Genomic DNA, 18,716 nt, shown 5'->3' on the forward strand with positions numbered 1-18,716 from the left:
ATTAAGCCCCCTTCTTCGCTTTGACTTTGACTGCGGGCGAGACGATCACTTGACCGTTCTTGGCACCGGGAACGGCACCCTTCACCAGCAGCAATTGACGCTCTGCGTCCACACGGGCGATTTCCAGGTTCTGGACGGTGGTCTTGACATCACCCAGGTGACCGGTCATGCGCTTGCCGGGGAACACGCGGCCCGGATCCTGCGCCATACCGATGGAGCCAGGAACATTGTGCGAGCGGGAGTTACCGTGGGTCGCGCGACCCGATGCGAAGTTGTAACGCTTGATGGTACCGGCGTAGCCCTTACCGATCGACACGCCTTGCACGTCGACTTTCTGGCCAGCTTCAAACATGCCGATGCCAACGACGTCGCCTGCCTTCAGTTCGGCAGCCTTGGAAGCGTCAACACGGAATTCTTTGAGGACAGTACCTGCCTCGACGCCAGCTTTGGCGAAGTGGCCGGCGGCGGCTTTCACCACGCGCGAAGCGCGGCGTTGACCGAAGGTCACCTGAACAGCGGAATAACCATCCACTTCAGGCGTTTTGATTTGTGTCACGCGGTTGTTGGACACGTCCAGCACGGTCACAGGGATCGAATCCCCATCTTCCGTGAAGATGCGCATCATACCAACCTTGCGACCAACAAGGCCCAGGCTCATTGTTTTCTCCATTCCCGCCTGCGATTGGGCGGGGCTGATGTTCGTACTACCATAAATTATGGGCTTTGCAGACGCAAAACCCACATCGAAGCCGAGCATTATAGCCCGTAAAACAAAAGCGCACAACCGAGGTTGTGCGCTTTCCCAACACTATGCCTACTGATTACTGCAGCTTGATTTCGACATCAACGCCAGCGGGCAGGTCCAGCTTCATCAATGCGTCCACCGTCTTGTCGGTCGGATCGACGATATCCATCAGACGCTGATGGGTACGGATTTCGAACTGATCGCGGGAAGTCTTGTTGACGTGCGGCGAACGCAGGACGTCGAAACGCTGGATGCGGGTCGGCAGGGGAACCGGGCCCTTGACGACAGCGCCGGTGCGCTTGGCGGTGTCAACGATTTCCAGTGCGGACTGGTCGATCAGACGATAGTCGAAAGCTTTCAGACGGATACGGATTTTTTGGCTAGGAACCGACATGATTTTCCTTTAAAGAACGAACCGGGGATGGGGATCACCCCCGGCGATGTTAAAAATGCGACTGGTGCTACTTGTTGCTATCCGACAATTAGTCGAAGATCTTGGCGACGACGCCGGCGCCGACGGTACGACCGCCTTCACGGATAGCGAAACGCAGACCTTCTTCCATGGCGATCGGGTTGATCAGTTGCACGGTGATCGACACGTTGTCGCCCGGCATGACCATTTCCTTGTCCTTCGGCAGTTCGATCGCACCAGTCACGTCGGTGGTACGGAAGTAGAACTGCGGACGGTAGTTGTTGAAGAACGGGGTGTGACGGCCGCCTTCGTCCTTCGACAGAACATAGATCTCGCCGGTGAAGTGCTTGTGCGGCTTGATCGAACCCGGCTTGGCCAGAACCTGGCCACGCTGCACGTCTTCACGCTTGGTGCCGCGCAGCAGCACGCCAACGTTGTCGCCAGCTTGACCTTGATCCAGCAGCTTGCGGAACATTTCCACGCCGGTGCAGGTGGTCTTCTGGGTGTCAGCGATACCGACGATTTCGATTTCTTCGCCGACCTTGACGATGCCGCGCTCAACGCGACCAGTCACCACGGTGCCGCGACCCGAGATCGAGAACACGTCTTCCACCGGCATCAGGAAGGTACCGTCAACAGCACGTTCCGGGGTCGGGATGTAGGTGTCCAGCGCTTCGGCCAGGGCCATGATCGCTTGCTCGCCCAGGGGACCGGTGTCGCCTTCCAGCGCCAGCTTGGCCGAACCCTTCACGATGGGCAGGTCGTCGCCAGGGAACTCGTACTTCGACAGCAGTTCGCGCACTTCCATTTCCACCAGTTCCAGCAGCTCTTCGTCGTCCACCATGTCAGCCTTGTTCAGGAAGACGATGATGTACGGCACGCCAACCTGGCGCGACAGCAGGATGTGTTCACGGGTCTGCGGCATCGGGCCGTCAGCGGCCGAGCACACCAGGATCGCGCCGTCCATCTGCGCGGCACCAGTGATCATGTTCTTCACATAGTCGGCGTGGCCTGGGCAGTCAACGTGCGCGTAGTGACGGTTCGCGGTTTCGTATTCGACGTGCGCGGTGTTGATGGTGATGCCGCGGGCCTTTTCTTCAGGCGCTGCGTCGATCTGGTCGTATGCCTTCGCTTCGCCGCCGAACTTCTTCGACAGAACGGTGGCGATTGCTGCGGTCAGGGTGGTCTTGCCGTGGTCAACGTGACCGATGGTGCCAACGTTCACGTGCGGCTTGGTCCGTTCAAACTTGCCTTTTGCCATTTTAAATTTCCTTCAAGAGAACGATGTCGTTCTGTTCAATGTTCAATATTCGTGGTTGGCCAGGAGTCTGGCCGGCGGTCTGCCCCACACGGGGCCGACCGTCATTGCTGCAACTTACTTGGCCTTGGAGGTGACGATTGCGTCGATCACGTTCTTGGGCGCTTCGGAGTAATGCTTGAATTCCATCGAGTAGGTTGCGCGACCTTGAGTGGCCGAACGCAGCGTGGTCGAGTAACCAAACATTTCCGACAGGGGTACTTCGGCCTTGATGATCTTGCCACCGCCGCCGGCGATTTCATCCATGCCTTGCACCATGCCGCGGCGGGACGACAGGTCGCCCATCACGGTACCGGCGTAGTCTTCCGGGGTTTCCACTTCGACAGCCATCATCGGTTCCAGGATGACCGGGCTGGCGCGACGGCAACCGTCCTTGAAGGCCATTGAACCGGCCATGCGGAAGGCGTTTTCGTTCGAGTCCACATCGTGGTACGAACCGAAGAACAGGGTGACCTTGACGTCAACCACCGGGTAACCCGCCAGCACGCCGGTGTTCAGGGTTTCACGCACACCCTTTTCAACGGCCGGGATGAATTCGCGAGGAACGGTACCGCCCTTGATCGCGTCGACGAACTCGAAGCCCTTGCCGGCTTCTTGCGGCTCGATCTTCAGCACGACGTGACCGTATTGACCACGACCACCCGACTGCTTGACGAACTTGCCTTCGGATTCTTCGCACGTCTTGCGAATGGTTTCGCGGTAGGCCACCTGCGGCTTGCCGACGGTCGCTTCGACGTTGAATTCACGCTTCATGCGGTCGACGATGATGTCCAGGTGCAGCTCGCCCATACCGGCGATGATGGTCTGGCCCGATTCTTCGTCGGTACGCACGCGGAAGGACGGATCTTCAGCAGCCAGGCGGTTCAGGGCCAGGCCCATCTTTTCCTGGTCGGCCTTGGTCTTGGGCTCGACAGCCTGCGAGATCACGGGCTCCGGGAAGACCATGCGCTCCAGCACGACCATTGCCTTGTCGTCGCACAGGGTATCACCGGTGGTGGTGTCCTTGAGGCCCACGACGGCGGCGATGTCACCGGCCAGCATTTCCTTGATTTCTTCACGCTGGTTGGCGTGCATCTGAACGATACGACCGATACGTTCCTTCTTCGACTTCACCGAGTTCAGCACGGTGTCGCCGGAGTTCAGGGTACCGGAGTAGCAGCGGATGAAGCACAGCTGACCAACGAACGGGTCGGTAGCGATCTTGAAGGCCAGGGCGGAGAACTTCTCGTCGTCCTTGGCTTCGCGCACGACCGGCTCGTCGTCTTCGTTCAGGCCCGGAACCGGGGGGATGTCCACCGGCGACGGCAGGTACTCGATCACGCCGTCCAGCATGGCTTGCACGCCCTTGTTCTTGAAGGCGGTACCGCACATCATCGGGACGATTTCGCCGGAGATGGTGCGTTGACGGATCGCGCCCTTGATTTCGGCTTCGGTCAGGTCGCCGTCTTCCAGGTACTTGTTCATCAGGTCTTCCGATGCTTCGGCAGCGGTTTCGACCAGGTTTTCGCGCCACTTCTGCGCGTCAGCCTTCAGATGTTCAGGGATGTCGCGGTAGTCGAACTTCATGCCCTGGGAAGCGTCGTCCCAATAGATCGCGCGCATCTTGACCAGATCGATCACGCCTTCGAAGTTTTCTTCGGCGCCGATAGGCACTTGCATCGGGATCGGGTTGGCCTTCAGGCGAGCACGCATCTGGTCGTAGACCTTGAAGAAGTTGGCACCGGTACGGTCCATCTTGTTCACGAAGGCCAGACGCGGGACCTTGTACTTGTTGGCCTGACGCCACACGGTTTCCGACTGGGGCTGCACGCCGCCGACTGCGCAGTAGACCATGCAGGCGCCGTCGAGCACGCGCATCGAGCGTTCGACTTCGATGGTGAAGTCAACGTGACCCGGGGTGTCGATGATGTTGATGTGGTGGGCCGGGAAGTTGTTCGCCATGCCCTTCCAGTAACAGGTGGTCGCAGCGGAGGTGATGGTGATGCCACGCTCTTGTTCCTGCTCCATCCAGTCCATGGTGGCGGCGCCGTCGTGCACTTCGCCGATCTTGTGGTTCACACCGGTGTAAAACAGCACGCGCTCGGTCGTGGTGGTTTTGCCAGCATCGATGTGCGCGGAGATACCGATGTTACGGTAGCGCTCAATGGGGGTCTTGCGAGCCATGATTTATTCCTAAGTCTTTAATGCACGAAACCGAGCGTCATTTTTTTCAAATAAACGCTCGGCTCGAACCAATTTAGATGCAGGCCAGGAAACACCCGGATAGGGTCAACCCGGCCCAGTCTTGATTAGAAGCGGAAGTGCGAGAACGCCTTGTTCGCTTCTGCCATACGGTGCACTTCATCACGACGCTTCATGGCGCCGCCACGGCCTTCGGAGGCTTCCAGCAGCTCACCGCCCAGACGCTGCGGCATCGACTTCTCGCTGCGCTTGTTGGCGGCTTCACGCAGCCAGCGCATCGACAGGGCCATGCGGCGCACCGGACGCACTTCAACGGGCACCTGGTAGTTGGCGCCACCGACGCGGCGGGACTTGACTTCCACCATCGGCTTGCAGTTGTTCAGGGCTGCGGAGAACACTTCCAGCGGGTCCTTGCCCGACTTGGTCTGGATGTAGTCAAAGGCACCGTAGATGATGTTTTCAGCGACGGACTTCTTGCCCGACAGCATCAGCACGTTCACAAACTTGGCGACTTCAACGTTGCCGAACTTAGGATCCGGCAGAATTTCCCGCTTGGGGACTTCACGACGACGTGGCATTTCAATTCCTTTCAATCTTCAGTTGAGTGGGCGAACCCTGTTTCAACATCGCCTGCACTCGCGGAGAGCCATCATGGCTTCCACTTACTCGGCCCAGTCTGGACCGACTCTGATTCCGTTCACCAGACGCCAGGCGTCATGATAAACACCAATTATTACTTCTTCGCTGCCTTGGCGCGCTTGGCACCGTACTTCGAGCGAGCTTGCTTACGATCCTTGACGCCCTGGGTATCCAGTGCACCACGAACCATGTGGTAACGCACACCCGGCAAGTCCTTCACACGGCCGCCGCGGATCAGCACGACACTGTGTTCTTGCAGGTTGTGGCCTTCACCGCCGATGTACGAAATGACTTCGAAACCGTTGGTCAGGCGCACCTTGGCCACTTTACGCAGCGCCGAGTTCGGCTTCTTCGGAGTGGTGGTGTAGACGCGGGTGCAAACACCGCGCTTTTGCGGGCTGTTTTCCAGCGCCGGCGACTTGCTCTTCACGATCGCGCGGACACGTGGTTTGCTAATCAGCTGATTGATGGTTGGCATCGTTTTAATCCAACAAAGTACAACATTGAAAACAGGTTCCGGAATCGGTTGCCCGGAACCACACAGGAAACTCTTGCGCGAAGACAACGCGCGGATCGGATTTAAGACCGGAAGGGAGATCAGCGTCGCAGAAGCGATGATTCAGACCAAAGAACGCATAAGCCCGGGAGAGCCTAAATTCGAGAACTCGCGAGTATATGCCTGAAAAGCCAGCGGGTCAACCTGGACCAGCCCGTGGCTTGGATTTCGGGCGGTTTATGGCCATTTCGCCACGGTTTTCGGTGACGAGATGGCAATGTTTTCTCTGTTGCAAGAATGCCGTGGCTTCAGGCGCTGGGCAGCGCCTCCACCATGCGGCGCCACTGGGAGGTTTCCGGCTGGCCGCGATCGCGGCGCGAGAAGAAGTTGACCAGCTGGCGTCCATCGACATCATAGAACTCGACCGACGTGACGGTGCCATGGTCGGTGGGCCAACGTACCACCCAGCCATGATGGATCGCGGCGCTGCGCACATGGAGATTGAGGTCGGCGTCCAATACGTTGTACCACTCCCCCCTGGTGGCGGTCTTGTCGATCAGGCCGCTGTAGATCTGGGTCATGCCGCCATTGCTGACGAACACCATGATCGGCTGGCGTCGTGACCTGGCATCCTCGATGAGCAATTGCAGGGCTTGCGGTCCAATGCGCCAGGCAGACTCGGTCCCGACCAGCTCCAGCGCCTGTTCCCGGCTCAGCTTCAACTCGCGCAGCAGGCGCGGGAACTGGTGTACGTCGCTCAACTCCTGCCAGGACTGGCGTAGCTCGGCGATGTCGGCCGCCGATGGGCGGCTGCGGACAACGGCCGAGGAGGTCGATGGCGAAGGCTCCACCTGCAAGGCAGCGCTCTGCTCGGTCATCCGGAACTGCGCAACCAGCCGCTCGAAGTCGGCGACGTGTTGCTCATTGTCGAGATAGACCTTGTGTACCGCCTGACCGTAGCGGTCGAAGAACTGCAGGCTACGGGTGGTCTTGCCCTCCCGCCCCGCCTGGACCACGGCGAAGGCGCTGCCCCACTGCGCGGCACCGAAGCGCAGGTCGATGGGCCCTCCCGCCAATCCACTGCCGGGCACTACCCGCCCCTGCGCGTCGCGACGAATCGGTGCGACCTCACCGGCGCGCTCCAGGACCACATCATCATTGCGGGTGATGGCCTTGATGCGCCCCAGTTCCGGCAGGCGCTCATACATGGCCTGGATGTCCTTGGTATCGGCCCGCAGCCGCGTGGCTTGCCAGGTCGTGCCGGCAGCCACCAGTTGGGCTTCGGACACGCCCAGCTGTCGGGCGGCGTCGCGCGGATGCAGCTTGGGCTGCGCCTGATGAAGCTGGGTCCAGCGTTCGGCCAGGGTGGGCGGAGCACTGGCGCAGCCAGCCGCCGCCAGCGTTGCTGCCAGCAGCAGGCCCAGCGTATGCAGGCGGGCGGTATGCGCAGGATGGTTCATGTAAATTCCTTTCAGACGTACAAATGGTTCAGTATTCGATCTTCAGGCTGACGTTGAAGCTGCGACCGGGCTCGGTATAGGCGTCCTTGTTGACGGCGCTGTCGGCCAGCGACAGTCCCCGGATATCGGTCCAGCTCCAGTATTTGCGATCGAACAGGTTGCGGATGCCGGCGGTGACGGTCATGTTGGGCGTCAGGTGATAGCCGCCCGAGAGGTCCGCCACGAAGAATGAAGGCGAGACGAAGTTGGTCGCCGTCGGAATGTCTGCTCTCTTCTTGGCGGCGTTGTAGATCAGGTCCGCCTGCGTGAACCATTGCCGGACGCGTTCATAACGCAGGCCCGTCACCACCGACAGTGGCGCCACCGACTCCAGTCCCTGCTCTACGCCATTGCTGGTGGTCGTTCCCTTGGTCCAGGCGAAGCCGCTCTTGACCGTGAATCCATTGTCGAGCTGGTAGTCGATGCGGGCTTCCAGCCCATGGATCTCGGCCTTGGCCGCATTGCGATACTGGAAGATGGTTGGATTGGAGACCGTCAGGTTGCCGCTCACCGTCACCAGGTCAATGAAGTTGCGGTAGTTGCCTTTGTAGGCTGCGGCGCTGTAGCGCAACGACCCGGTGCCGGCCGCCAGCCTGCCGCGCACCCCCAGTTCCACCGTGTTGCTGGTTTCCGGCTTGAGATCGGGGTTGGAGACCTGCTTGTAGACCGTGTTGTTGAAGAACGAATTGACCTCTTGTGGCGAGGGCGATCGGAAGCCTCGCGCGTATTGGAGGTAGGGAATGAAGCCTGGAGTCACCTCGACCAGGAAAGCCAGGCGCGGAGAAAACGCACTGTCGCGACTGGCTACTGCCGGCTGGCCACTGGCGATGGCCTGGGCATCATACTTGGCGCTGGCCTTGGGCTTGAGTTCATAGCCATCGAAGCGCAGGCCGGCAATGGTGGTGAGGACCCCTGTGCGCATCTCGTCCTGCACATAGGCGCCCAGTTGCGAATACTCGGTCTTGGGGAAGTACTGGCAATACTGGGTACCGGTGCAACTGCTCCAGCCAGTGCCGTTGGCATTCACCTGCAGCGTGGACAGGCTCAGATCGAGCCCGTAGACCAGCTTGTGGCGCCAGCTATCCGAACCGAAATTGCTCTCGGCCAGGACACTGCCCGCGAGCATCTGGTCACGGTAGGACACTTCACGAAACCGGGGCCGGACCAGGGAGGGCGTACTGGTGCCGGCCTCGTAGGTGGTCTGGTCGGTATCGGCATTGCGATAACTGAGGGTGGCCTTGATTTTCTGTATCCAGGGTTGCTCGGCATCAGCATGCTCGTAGGCCAGCGTGGCGCGTTGGCCTTTCGCCTTGCTGCTGGTGCGATAGGCGGTGATGCCATTGCCAAGGGCCGAGAGGCTCTCGCCGCTATCGCGCTCTTCGGTTGCCTGCAGGGTCAGCTTGAAGCTGTCCACCCCATTGGGCCGATACACCAGCTTGCCCAACGCTGAACGATTGGTATAGCTCATCGGATCGGGCGTGGTGCGGGCGCTGCCGCGCACGTCGTTGCTGCCCTTGTTGCTGGTCTCGTCACCGTGGCGCGCATTGAGGATCAACATCGCCTGCCACTGCTCGCCACCCCAGGCGGCGCTGGCGGCGGCGCCGAAACTGTGGTCCGCGGTGTCGTAGGAAGGCTTGAAGGAAAAATAGCTGCTCTTGCCGAACACATCAAGCAGGTCCGCAGGATCCTTGGTGATGAAATTGACCGCCCCGGTCAGGCCATCGCTGCCATAGAGCGACGACGCCGGTCCGCGCAACACTTCGATGCGGCGATACAGTTCGGTATCGGTCGTGGCGCCCCGCCCTACGCTGGCCACGCCCTGGCTGAACGCGCGCGGCATGCTGATGCCGTCTTCCAGCATCAGCACCCGGTTGCCGTCCAGGCCTCGGATGCTGATGCCCTCGTTGCCGCCGCGCCCGGTGGTGGCGGTAGCGCCGGTGATGCCGGACATCCGGTAGACCGAGCGTCGCACTTCCACACCGGGCTCATAGCGCAAGGCATCCTTGATATCCCTGGCATTGTGATTTTCCATCTCCTCCGCACTGATCACCGAGACGGTCGCCGCCGCATGATCGAGATCGGTACTGCCGGAACGGTTGGCTGTCACGACCACGTCCTGCAGCGTCTTGCCGCCGGCCTGGGCCAGCGTGATGGATTGCCCTGATTGACTGGATTGCTGGTCCGCCGATTGCGCGAAAGCGCCGGCACATAGCCACTGCTGCAGCGCCAGCAACACGGCTGCTGCACACCTTGATTTGCATGGGAACACTGGTAACCACCCCTTGGTTAGGTCCGGTTACTAGCGACTGCTGGCTACCTCTTGGAATGAAAACGACCTGCTGGCGCAGACCGCGACGAAAGCTGTGCTGGGTCCCTCAGACCGCCACAAATGAGAATAATTATTATCTGGAGATAATAGGACATTCAGTATTCATTGGCAATAACTGATCCCCCATCTCCCCATTGCCGACAGGGTGATGGAGCGCGGCCGCACGGACGAAAAAAAACGGCGCCGGAATTGCTTCCGACGCCGTCCTGTCCTGCAAGCGTTCAAGGCGATCAACCCGGGTGGCCCATCTTGCCGGCCACCTCGGCGATGTAGTGCTTACGCTTCGCCCTCGCCACCGCCGATGGACTCGGTGGAGGAGACTTCCTCGTCGCCGAACTCGGAACGGGAGGCACGTTCGGCCTCGAGCAGTGCAGCACGCTCTTCGGCTTCCCATACATCCTTTTCCTTGCGGGCGCGGTGGAACGCCAAGCCGGTACCGGCCGGGATCAGGCGGCCGACGATGACGTTTTCCTTCAGACCGCGCAGGCCATCCTTCTTGCCCATGATGGCGGCTTCGGTCAGCACGCGGGTGGTTTCCTGGAACGAAGCGGCCGAGATGAAGGAGTCGGTCGACAGCGATGCCTTGGTAATACCCAGCAGCACGTTTTCGTAGGTCGCCGGGATCTTGCCTTCGGCGTTCACGCGGTCGTTTTCGTCCAGCAGTTCGGAGCGCTCGACCTGCTCACCGGTGATGTAGTTGGTGTCGCCCGGCTCCACCACCTGCACGCGGCGCAGCATCTGACGCACGATCACTTCGATGTGCTTGTCGTTGATCTTCACGCCCTGCAGTCGGTACACGTCCTGCACTTCGTCGACGATGTAACGGGCCAGCGCTTCGATACCCAGGAGGCGCAGGATGTCCTGCGGATCGGCCGGGCCGTCCACGATCATTTCGCCCTTGTTCACCACCTGGCCGTCGTGCACCAGCACTTGCTTGTCCTTGGTGATCAGGAACTCGTGCTTGGTGCCTTCCATGTCGGTGATTTCCAGACGCTGCTTGCCCTTGGTTTCCTTGCCGAAGGCAACGGTACCAGTGACTTCGGCCAGCATGCCGGCGTCCTTCGGTGAACGTGCTTCGAACAGTTCGGCCACGCGCGGCAGACCACCGGTAATGTCACGGGTCTTCTGCGATTCGGTCGGGATACGGGCCAGCACTTCACCCACATGCACCTGTTGACCATCCTTGACGGTAATCAGTGCGCCGACCTGGAAGCCGATGGTCACCGAGTGTTCGGTGCCGGCGATCTTCACTTCTTCGCCCTGTTCGTTCAACAGCTTGACCTGCGGACGCAGGACCTTGGAGGACGGACCACGACGCTTCGCATCGATGACCACCAGGGTCGACAGACCGGTGACTTCGTCGATCTGCTTGGCCACGGTGGAGCCTTCTTCCACGTTCTCGAACTTCACGGTACCGGAGTACTCGGTGATGATAGGACGGGTCAGCGGATCCCAGGTTGCCAGCGCGGTACCGGCCTTGATGGTCATGCCATCCTTGACGATCAGGGTGGCGCCGTACGGCACTTTGTGACGTTCGCGCTCACGACCCAGGTCGTCGGTGATCAACACTTCGCCGGAACGGGAAATGACGATCTGTTCGTTCTTGCCATTGGTCACATAACGCATCGTGACGGTGAAGCGCACGGTACCGTTGGACTTGGCTTCCACCGAGGAGGCCACGGCGGCACGCGATGCAGCACCACCGATGTGGAAGGTACGCATGGTCAGCTGGGTACCCGGTTCACCGATGGACTGCGCTGCCACCACGCCGACGGCTTCGCCGGAGTTGACCAGCAGGCCACGGCCGAGGTCGCGGCCGTAGCACTTGGCGCACAGGCCATAGCGTGTGTCGCAGGTCAGCGGGGTACGCACCTTCACTTCGTCGATACCCATGCGTTCGATCTCTTCGACCTTGTCTTCGTCCAGCAGGGTGCCGGCTTCGTACAGGGTGGCCTGATCTTCAGGGTTGACGATGTCGGTCGCAGCCACGCGGCCCAGGATACGGTCGCGCAGGGCTTCGATGACTTCACCACCCTCGACCAGTGCCTTCATGGCCGCGCCGTTGGAGGTGCCGCAATCATCTTCGATCACGACCAGATCCTGGGTCACGTCCACCAGACGACGGGTCAGGTAACCGGAGTTCGCCGTCTTCAGCGCGGTATCGGCCAGACCCTTACGGGCGCCGTGCGTCGAGATGAAGTACTGCAACACGTTCAGACCTTCGCGGAAGTTCGCGGTGATCGGCGTTTCGATGATGGAGCCGTCAGGCTTGGCCATCAGGCCGCGCATACCGGCCAGCTGGCGGATCTGGGCTGCCGAACCACGGGCGCCGGAGTCGGCCATCATGTAAATCGCGTTGAACGATTCCTGAGTGGTCTTCTTGCCTTCGCGGGTAACGACGTCTTCCACCTTCAGCTGGTCCATCATGGCCTTGCCGACTTCGTCACCGGCCTTGCCCCAGATGTCCACGACCTTGTTGTAGCGCTCGCCTGCGGTCACCAGACCGGAGGAGTACTGCTGCTCGATCTGCTTGACTTCGGACTCGGCAGCGGCGATCAGGGTGGCCTTTTGCGGCGGCACCAGCATGTCGTCCACGCAGATCGAGATACCGGCGCGGGTGGCCAGGCGGAAGCCCGACTGCATCAGCTGGTCGGCGAACACCACGGTGGCACGCAGACCGCACTTGCGGAAGGACGTGTTGATCAGCTTGGAGATTTCCTTCTTCTTCAGCGCGCGGTTCAGCACCGAGAACGGCAGGCCCTTGGGCAGGATCTCGGAGAGGATGGCGCGGCCGATGGTGGTCTCGTAGCGCTTGACGGTACGCACGAATTCGCCGGTGACCGGGTCCTTCGGATGTTCCACGATACGCACCGTGATACGGGTGGCCAGCTCCACTTCCTTGTTGTCGTAGGCGCGGATGACTTCCGACACGTCCTGGAACAGCATGCCTTCGTTCTTGCCGTTGATGGCTTCACGGGTGGCATAGTACAGACCCAGCACGATATCCTGGGACGGGACGATGGACGGTTCGCCGTTGGACGGGAACAGGATGTTGTTGGAGGCCAGCATCAGGGTGCGGGCTTCCATCTGCGCTTCGATCGACAGCGGGACGTGGACAGCCATCTGGTCGCCGTCGAAGTCGGCGTTGAACGCCGCGCAAACCAGCGGGTGCAGCTGGATCGCCTTGCCTTCGATCAGGACCGGCTCGAACGCCTGGATGCCCAGACGGTGCAGGGTCGGCGCACGGTTCAGCATCACCGGGTGTTCGCGGATGACTTCTTCCAGGATGTCCCAGACCACCGGTTCCTGTGCTTCCACCAGCTTCTTCGCAGCCTTGATGGTGGTCGACAGACCCATCAGTTCCAGCTTGTTGAAGATGAAGGGCTTGAACAGTTCCAGGGCCATCAGCTTGGGCAGGCCGCACTGGTGCAGCTTCAGCTGCGGACCCACCACGATGACCGAACGGCCGGAGTAGTCCACGCGCTTGCCCAGCAGGTTCTGACGGAAACGACCGCCCTTGCCCTTGATCATTTCGGCCAGCGACTTCAGCGGACGCTTGTTGGCGCCGGTCATGGCCTTGCCACGACGACCGTTGTCCAGCAGCGAGTCGACCGCTTCCTGCAGCATGCGCTTTTCGTTGCGCGTGATGATTTCAGGCGCGCGCAGTTCCATCAATCGCTTCAGGCGATTGTTACGGTTGATGACGCGGCGATACAGGTCGTTCAGGTCGGAGGTCGCGAAGCGGCCGCCATCCAGCGGCACCAGCGGACGCAGTTCCGGCGGCAGCACCGGCAGCACTTCCATGATCATCCAGTCGGGCTTGATGCCCGAGCGCTGGAACGCCTCCAACACCTTCAGGCGCTTGGCGTACTTCTTGATCTTGGCTTCGGACTTGGATTCTTTCAGTTCCTGGCGCAGGGTTTCCGCTTCGCGGTCGATGTCGATCGCGCGCAGCAGTTCGCGGATACCTTCGGCGCCCATGAAGGCGATGAAGTCGTCACCGTACTCTTCGTACTTGGCAGCGTAGTCGTCTTCCGACATGATCTGGCACTTCTTCAGCGGGGTCATGCCGGGATCGGTCACGACGTAGGCTTCGAAGTACAGCACGCGCTCGATATCGCGCAAGGTCATGTCCAGCACCATGCCCAGACGGGATGGCAGCGACTTCAGGAACCAGATGTGGGCGGTGGGGGAAGCCAGCTCGATGTGGCCCATGCGCTCGCGGCGCACCTTGGCCAGGGTCACTTCCACGCCGCACTTCTCGCAGATCACGCCGCGGTGCTTCAAGCGCTTGTACTTGCCGCACAGGCACTCGTAATCCTTGATGGGGCCAAAGATCTTGGCGCAGAACAGGCCATCGCGCTCGGGCTTGAAGGTACGATAGTTGATGGTTTCCGGCTTCTTGACTTCACCGAAGGACCACGAACGGATCTTGTCAGGCGAAGCCAGACCGATCTTGATCGCGTCGAATTGTTCGTTTTGCTGGACTTGCTTGAATAGATCGAGCAGTGCTTTCATGTATCACTCCAGGTTGGCGTGAAAAAACTAAGTTTACGTGTGGCCGGTTCACCCTGCTTAACCCTGTTCGCATCGGCGGGAGAGCCATCGAAGCGCTTGCTTCGTGGTGCCGCTCGATACCGGGACAGACCTCCCCAGCTTACTGCCGTACTTCTCTTGAATCTCGTGATTCGTTATCTTTGCTGCGCCGGAAAGACCGGCGGGGCGCGCAGCTCACGCTGCAGCGCCCCTCTTTACATCACTGCCTGCATCACTCGCGTTCGAGATCGATGTCGATACCCAGCGAGCGGATTTCCTTCACCAACACGTTGAAGGATTCCGGCATGCCGGCGTCGATCACGTGATCGCCCTTGACCAGGTTTTCGTACACCTTGGTACGGCCGTTCACGTCGTCCGACTTGACGGTCAGCATTTCCTGCAGGACATAGGAGGCACCGTAGGCTTCCAGTGCCCAGACTTCCATTTCGCCGAAACGCTGGCCGCCGAACTGCGCCTTGCCACCCAGCGGCTGCTGGGTCACCAGCGAGTACGGGCCGGTGGAACGGGCGTGCATCTTGTCGTCGACCAAGTGGTGCAGCTTCAGGTAGTGCATGTAGCCCACCGTCACGGTGCGCTCGAAGGCTTCGCCGGTACGGCCGTCATACATGGTGACCTGGTTCTTGGACGGGGTCATGCCCAACTGCTTGGCCACCGGATCCGGGTAGGCCAGGTCCAGCATGCGACGGGTCTCGTCTTCATGCGCACCGTCGAACACCGGGGTTGCGAAAGGCACGCCCTTCTTCAGGTTTTCCACCAGCTCGACGATTTCCTCGTCGGTGAACGTGTCCAGCTCTTCCTGCTTGCCGGACTCGTTGTAGATGGTGGTCAGGAACTTGCGCAGCTCGGCAATCTTGGCTTGCGCCTGCACCATTTCGCCCAGACGCAGGCCCAGGCCCTTGGCCGCCCAGCCCAGGTGAACTTCCAGAACCTGACCGACGTTCATACGGGAAGGCACGCCCAGCGGGTTCAGCACGATGTCGGCGGGGGTACCGTCGGCCATGTGCGGCATGTCTTCGATCGGCAGGATGCGGGAGACCACACCCTTGTTACCGTGACGACCGGCCATCTTGTCGCCAGGTTGCAGACGACGCTTCACGGCCAGGTAGACCTTGACCATCTTCTGCACGCCCGGCGGCAGTTCATCGCCCTGGGTCAGCTTCTTGCGCTTCTCTTCGAAAGCCAGGTCGAACTGGTGACGCTTCTCGGCGATCGATTCCTTGATCGCTTCCAGTGCGTTGGCGATGTCGTCGTCGGCCGGACGGATGTCGAACCAGTGGAACTTGTCCAGGTCGTCCAGGTAGGCCTTGTCCAGCTTGGCGCCCTTGACCAGCTTCTTCGGGCCGCCGTTGGCGACCTTGCCGATCAGCAGGCGTTCCAGACGCTGGAAGGCATCGCCTTCCACGATACGCAGCTGGTCGTTCAGGTCCAGGCGATAGCGCTTGAGTTCATCGTCGATGATCTGCTGAGCGCGCTTGTCACGCTGGATGCCTTCGCGGGTGAACACCTGCACGTCGATGACGGTGCCGACCATGCCCGAAGGCACGCGCAGCGAGGTGTCCTTCACGTCGGAAGCCTTCTCGCCGAAGATCGCGCGCAGCAGCTTCTCTTCCGGGGTCAGTTGGGTCTCGCCCTTCGGGGTGACCTTACCGACCAGGGTGTCGCCGGCTTCGACTTCAGCGCCGATGTAGACGATGCCCGACTCATCCAGACGGGCCAGTTGGTTCTCGGCCAGGTTGGAGATGTCGCGGGTGATTTCTTCCGCGCCCAGCTTGGTGTCACGGGCGACCACCGACAGTTCCTCGATGTGGATCGAGGTGTAGCGGTCATCGGCCACGACCTTTTCGGAGATCAGGATCGAGTCTTCGAAGTTGTAGCCGTTCCAGGGCATGAAGGCCACCAGCATGTTCTGGCCCAGTGCCAGCTCGCCCATGTCGGTCGAGGCGCCGTCGGCGATCACGTCGTGCTTGGCGACGCGGTCACCGATCTTGACGATCGGACGCTGGTTGATGTTGGTGTTCTGGTTGGAACGGGTGTACTTGATCAGGTTGTAGATGTCCACACCGACTTCGCCGGCTTGCGCCTCGTCGTCGTTGACGCGGATCACCACACGGCCTGCATCAACGTAGTCCACCACGCCGCCACGCAGGGCTTGCACGGTGGTACCGGAGTCGACTGCCACGGTACGCTCGATGCCGGTGCCGACCAGCGGCTTTTCCGGACGCAGGCAAGGCACGGCCTGGCGCTGCATGTTGGCGCCCATCAGTGCACGGTTCGCGTCATCGTGTTCCAGGAACGGAATCAGCGAGGCTGCCACCGACACCACCTGGCCCGGGGCCACGTCCATGTACTGCACGCGTTCCGGCGAGACCAGGATGGTTTCGCCGGCTTCACGGGCCGACACCAGTTCGTCGGACAGCTTGCCTTGACCGTCGATGGTCGCGTTCGCCTGGGCGATCACGTAACGACCTTCTTCGATGGCCGACAGGTAGTCGATCTGGTTGGTGACCTTGCTGCCCTCGACCTTGCGGTAAGGGGTTTCCAGGAAACCGTATTCGTTCAGGCGGGCGTACAGCGCCAGCGAGTTGATCAGGCCGATGTTCGGGCCTTCAGGCGTTTCGATCGGGCACACGCGGCCGTAGTGGGTCGGGTGCACGTCGCGCACTTCGAAGCCGGCGCGTTCGCGGGTCAGACCGCCAGGGCCCAGGGCGGAAACGCGACGCTTGTGCGTGATTTCCGACAGCGGGTTGGTCTGGTCCATGAACTGCGACAGCTGGGACGAACCGAAGAACTCACGGATGGCAGCCGAGATCGGCTTGGAGTTGATCAGGTCGTGCGGCATCAGGTTGTCCGCCTCGGCTTGGCCCAGGCGCTCCTTGACAGCGCGCTCCACGCGCACCAGACCGGCACGGAACTGGTTCTCGGCCAGTTCGCCCACGCAACGCACGCGACGGTTACCCAGGTGGTCGATGTCATCGACTTCGCCACGGCCGTTACGCAGTTCGACCAGGATCTTGATGACGGCCAGGATGTCGTCATTGGACAGGGTCATGGTGCCGGTCAGCTCGTCGCGGCTGACGCGACGGTTGAACTTCATGCGGCCCACGGCCGACAGGTCGTAGCGGTCTTCGCTGTAGAACAGGCCGTTGAACAGGGCTTCCACGGACTCTTCGGTCGGCGGTTCGCCAGGACGCATCATGCGATAGATCGCCACGCGTGCGGCGGTCTGATCGGCGGTGTCGTCGGTGCGCAGGGTCTGCGAGATGTAGCCGCCCTGATCCAGGTCGTTGGTGTACAGGGTCTGGATGGCCGAAATGTTGGCTTCGCGCAGCTTGGCCAGCAGGTCTTCGGTCAACTCGTCGTTGGCACTGGCAACCACTTCACCGGTGTCCGGATCGACGATGTTCTTGGCCAGCACGCGGCCCAGCAGGTAGTCTTCCGGCACGGAGATGTGCTTGATGCCGGCGGCTTCGATGTCGCGCACGTGCTTGGCGTTGATGCGCTTGTCCTTGGCGACCATCACCTTGCCCGACTTGTCGGTGATGTCGAAACGTGCGACTTCACCGCGCAGGCGCTCGGAGACAAACTCCATGTCCGCGCCTTCGGCGTGCAGGTTGAAGTTATCGAAGACGAAGAAGTTCGCCAGGATCTGCTCGGAGGTCATGCCGATGGCCTTCAGCAGGATCGTCACCGGCATCTTGCGGCGGCGGTCGACGCGGAAGAACAGGATGTCCTTCGGATCGAATTCGAAGTCCAGCCAGGAGCCACGGTAAGGAATGATGCGGGCCGAGAACAGCAGCTTGCCCGACGAGTGCGTCTTGCCGCGGTCGTGTTCGAAGAACACGCCCGGGGAGCGGTGCAGCTGGGACACGATCACGCGCTCGGTGCCGTTGATGACGAAGGAACCGGTGGTGGTCATCAGGGGCAGTTCGCCCATGTAGACTTCCTGTTCCTTCATTTCCTTGACGACCGGCTTGGTCGGCGATTCCCTGTCCAGGATCACCAGACGCACCTTGGCACGCAGCGGAGACGCGAAGGTCAGGCCACGTTGTTGGCACTCTTTGACATCAAACGGTGGAGCGCCCAGCACATACGACAGGAATTCGAGCCGCGCAAAACCATTGTGCGACACGATGGGGAAAATCGAGGTGAAAGCTGACTGCAGGCCTTCGTTCTTGCGCTCCGATGCGATACGTTCGGGTTGCAGGAAATTCTGATACGACTCGATCTGAGTCGCGAGCAGGAACGGAACGTTGTGGACGTTTGCGCGTTTCGCGAAGGACTTGCGAATGCGCTTCTTCTCAGTAAATGAGTAGTGCATGGACACTCCGTGAGTGACAGGAAGGATAGATAGTTCAAGATTCGATCAAACCGTGTGACTTGCCGACTAGGCAGCCGCAGGTTATCGGCACTCAAATCTTCAAATGTCTACCCTAGTTTTTTGCTGCGATCGCGCTTAATATTCCCGACAACGAACACTGCAGCGCATCAACTTCACCAGCAAAAATAAGAAACGACAAAGGAGCCAAAGCCGAATCCCTTT

The 18,716-nt window shown here is 60.6% G+C and carries 10 protein-coding genes; all 10 read right to left on the reverse strand.

Going from position 1 to position 18,716, the window contains the following annotated elements; genetic code table 11:
• Window position 1: 1 nt before the first annotated feature.
• The 10 genes from rplC to rpoB all read right to left on the reverse strand — a co-directional run bounded on the left by rplC (window position 2) and on the right by rpoB (window position 18,494).
• Window positions 2–658 carry a 50S ribosomal protein L3 gene (rplC, locus tag I5R65_RS20620; protein WP_006464934.1) on the reverse strand — a complete coding sequence of 219 codons (657 nt, stop codon included), beginning with the start codon at window positions 656–658 and terminating at the stop codon, window positions 2–4.
• A 163-nt stretch (window positions 659–821) separates the two neighbouring features.
• Window positions 822–1,139 carry a 30S ribosomal protein S10 gene (gene rpsJ, locus I5R65_RS20625; RefSeq protein WP_006464935.1) on the reverse strand — a complete coding sequence of 106 codons (318 nt, stop codon included), beginning with the start codon at window positions 1,137–1,139 and terminating at the stop codon, window positions 822–824.
• Window positions 1,140–1,227: 88 nt separating this feature from the next.
• Entirely contained in the window at window positions 1,228–2,418 is a 1,191-nt protein-coding gene (tuf, locus tag I5R65_RS20630) for an elongation factor Tu (protein ID WP_077234960.1), read from the reverse strand.
• Between the two features lie 114 nt (window positions 2,419–2,532).
• Window positions 2,533–4,638, reverse strand: coding sequence for an elongation factor G (fusA, locus tag I5R65_RS20635; protein WP_196872252.1), 2,106 nt, complete (start codon window positions 4,636–4,638; stop codon window positions 2,533–2,535).
• A 125-nt stretch (window positions 4,639–4,763) separates the two neighbouring features.
• Entirely contained in the window at window positions 4,764–5,234 is a 471-nt protein-coding gene (gene rpsG, locus I5R65_RS20640; RefSeq protein WP_196872253.1) for a 30S ribosomal protein S7, read from the reverse strand.
• A 155-nt stretch (window positions 5,235–5,389) separates the two neighbouring features.
• Complete coding sequence (gene rpsL / locus I5R65_RS20645; RefSeq protein ID WP_006465490.1) at window positions 5,390–5,773, reverse strand: 30S ribosomal protein S12; 384 nt, start codon at window positions 5,771–5,773, stop codon at window positions 5,390–5,392.
• 326 nt (window positions 5,774–6,099) lie between these two features.
• Window positions 6,100–7,251 carry a hemin-degrading factor gene (locus I5R65_RS20650; RefSeq protein ID WP_196872254.1) on the reverse strand — a complete coding sequence of 384 codons (1,152 nt, stop codon included), beginning with the start codon at window positions 7,249–7,251 and terminating at the stop codon, window positions 6,100–6,102.
• Window positions 7,252–7,279: 28 nt separating this feature from the next.
• Entirely contained in the window at window positions 7,280–9,526 is a 2,247-nt protein-coding gene (locus I5R65_RS20655; RefSeq protein WP_370546799.1) for a TonB-dependent hemoglobin/transferrin/lactoferrin family receptor, read from the reverse strand.
• A 369-nt stretch (window positions 9,527–9,895) separates the two neighbouring features.
• Complete coding sequence (gene rpoC / locus I5R65_RS20660) at window positions 9,896–14,137, reverse strand: DNA-directed RNA polymerase subunit beta' (RefSeq protein ID WP_196872256.1); 4,242 nt, start codon at window positions 14,135–14,137, stop codon at window positions 9,896–9,898.
• 250 nt (window positions 14,138–14,387) lie between these two features.
• Window positions 14,388–18,494 (reverse strand): DNA-directed RNA polymerase subunit beta, encoded by a 4,107-nt coding sequence (rpoB, locus tag I5R65_RS20665; RefSeq protein WP_196872257.1) that lies wholly within the window; start codon window positions 18,492–18,494, stop codon window positions 14,388–14,390.
• Window positions 18,495–18,716 lie beyond the last annotated feature (222 nt).

This window comes from Herbaspirillum sp. AP02 (genome assembly GCF_015767275.1).
Taxonomy (GTDB): Bacteria; Pseudomonadota; Gammaproteobacteria; order Burkholderiales; family Burkholderiaceae_D; genus Herbaspirillum.

Bases quoted from the DNA above. Each gene is read 5' to 3' on its own strand.
- rplC (WP_006464934.1), bottom strand. From the start codon at position 658: ATGAGCCTGGGCCTTGTTGGTCGCAAGGTTGGTATGATGCGCATCTTC.
- rpsJ (WP_006464935.1), bottom strand. From the start codon at position 1,139: ATGTCGGTTCCTAGCCAAAAAATCCGTATCCGTCTGAAAGCTTTCGAC.
- tuf (WP_077234960.1), bottom strand. From the start codon at position 2,418: ATGGCAAAAGGCAAGTTTGAACGGACCAAGCCGCACGTGAACGTTGGC.
- fusA (WP_196872252.1), bottom strand. From the start codon at position 4,638: ATGGCTCGCAAGACCCCCATTGAGCGCTACCGTAACATCGGTATCTCC.
- rpsG (WP_196872253.1), bottom strand. From the start codon at position 5,234: ATGCCACGTCGTCGTGAAGTCCCCAAGCGGGAAATTCTGCCGGATCCT.
- rpsL (WP_006465490.1), bottom strand. From the start codon at position 5,773: ATGCCAACCATCAATCAGCTGATTAGCAAACCACGTGTCCGCGCGATC.
- I5R65_RS20650 (WP_196872254.1), bottom strand. From the start codon at position 7,251: ATGAACCATCCTGCGCATACCGCCCGCCTGCATACGCTGGGCCTGCTG.
- rpoC (WP_196872256.1), bottom strand. From the start codon at position 14,137: ATGAAAGCACTGCTCGATCTATTCAAGCAAGTCCAGCAAAACGAACAA.
- rpoB (WP_196872257.1), bottom strand. From the start codon at position 18,494: ATGCACTACTCATTTACTGAGAAGAAGCGCATTCGCAAGTCCTTCGCG.